Raw genomic sequence first — 1,734 nt, 5'->3', positions numbered from 1 at the left:
GGACCCGCCCAGCGACGGCGGCGCCACGGCGGGGGCGGGATGATCTCCCCGGAGGGGGATCGGCAGTGAGGTGGGTCCCGTCGACGGGACGGCGAGCCGCCCGCGCAGTCCTCGCCCGTTGCTGCTCATCGGCCCGTCTCCGGGGCGGACGCCGCGGCGGCAGCTTCCGCGGCCACCGGCAGCGCGTCGGAGATGTGCTGGAAGTCGTCGTCGGTGAGCGCGGTGGAGACGAACCAGGTCTCGAACGCGCTGGGCGGAGCGTAGATGCCGCGGTCGAGCAGCGTGTTGAAGAACGGCGCGTAGCGGAAGGTCTCGGCGGCCTTGGCCCCGGCGTAGTCGGTGACCTGATCCTCGGAGAAGAACACGCTGAGCATGGTGCCCGCCCGCTGGATGGTGTGCGCGACACCCGCGGCCTGCAGAGCGTTGCTGATCAGCGCCTCGAGCCGGTCGGCGTTGGTCTGCAGCGTGTAGTAGCAGGAGTGGTCGGCCAGCCGCAGGGAGGTCAGACCCGCGGCCACGGCGACGGGGTTCCCGGACAGGGTGCCGGCCTGGTAGACGGGGCCGGCGGGGGCGAGGGCGGCCATGACGTCGGCGCGACCTCCGAACGCGGCGGCGGGCAGTCCTCCGGACATGACCTTGCCGAAGGTGGTCAGGTCGCCGGCGACACCGTCGATCCCCCACCAGCCGCGGTCCCCGGCGCGGAATCCGGTCATGACCTCGTCCATCACGAGCAGTGCCCCGTTGTCGGAGCACAGGGTGCGCAGTTCTTCGTTGAAGCCGGGCAGCGGCGGGACGGTGCCCATGTTGCCGGCGGCGGCCTCAGTGATCACGCAGGCGATCTCGTCGCCGTGGTTGGCGAAGGCCACCCTGACGGCGTCGATGTCGTTGTACGGCAGCACGATCGTGTCGTGGGCGGTCGCGCCGGTGACGCCGGGCGAGTCCGGCAGCGCGAACGTGGCCAGGCCCGACCCGGCGTCGGCGAGCAGTGCGTCGACGTGTCCGTGGTAGCACCCGGAGAACTTGACGATCTTGGAGCGGCCGGTGAATCCGCGGGCCAGGCGCACGGCGCTCATGGTGGCCTCGGTGCCAGAGTTGACCAGGCGCACCTCGTCGACGGAGGTGCGGGCGACGATCTCGCGGGCGAGGTCGACCTCACCCTCGGTCGGGGTGCCGAAGCTCAGTCCGCGGGTGGCGGCGTCGCGGACGGCGTCGACGATCTCGGGGTGGGCGTGCCCGTGGATCATGGGGCCCCACGAGCAGACGAGGTCGATGTAGGTGTTGCCGTCGACGTCCGTCATGCGGGAACCCCGCGCTTCACGCATGAAACGCGGGGTTCCGCCGACGGAGTTGAAGGCGCGGACCGGGGAGTTGACTCCGCCGGGGATCAGCTCGCAGGCCTCGGCGAAGAGCTCGGCCGATCGGGTGGTGCCGGACATGCCGGACGGGGTCTTGAAGGCATCACTCGAAGAGGTCACCGGACCAGTGTCTCAAAGTCCGGCCGCGAGCACCCCCTCGCGGTCTCAGCCCTGCGGCGGAGCCGGCGGGGCGAGGGGGGCGAACAGCGACTTCGCGGCGGCGTCGACCTGTCCGGCGAACTCGTGTACCGCCTTCTCCGCGTCGGCGACTGCAGTCTCCGCCTGCTGCTGCAGCTCCTGCGGCGTGGGCAGCGGTACGGGTGCGGGCGCCGGCGCAGCGACGGACCCCGAGGCGGGCGTCGGCGCGGCGACGGAGCCG

Annotated in this window: 1 protein-coding gene and 1 pseudogene; both read right to left on the bottom strand. The window is 72.0% G+C overall.

Translation table 11 applies throughout. The annotated features are described in order from the left end of the window. Positions 1–125 precede the first annotated feature (125 nt). Complete coding sequence (hemL, locus tag G6024_RS08745; RefSeq protein WP_119193150.1) at positions 126–1,436, bottom strand: glutamate-1-semialdehyde 2,1-aminomutase; 1,311 nt, start codon at positions 1,434–1,436, stop codon at positions 126–128. A gap of 84 nt (positions 1,437–1,520) precedes the next feature. Next, a pseudogene (locus tag G6024_RS08740) lies at positions 1,521–1,734 on the bottom strand (alpha/beta hydrolase); the annotation flags it as partial.

The organism is Dietzia maris (assembly GCF_014144855.1).
Classification (GTDB): Bacteria; Actinomycetota; Actinomycetes; order Mycobacteriales; family Mycobacteriaceae; genus Dietzia; species Dietzia kunjamensis.
The sequence above is the reverse complement of the archived record's forward strand: the minus strand, read 5'-3'. Positions and strand labels throughout refer to the sequence as shown.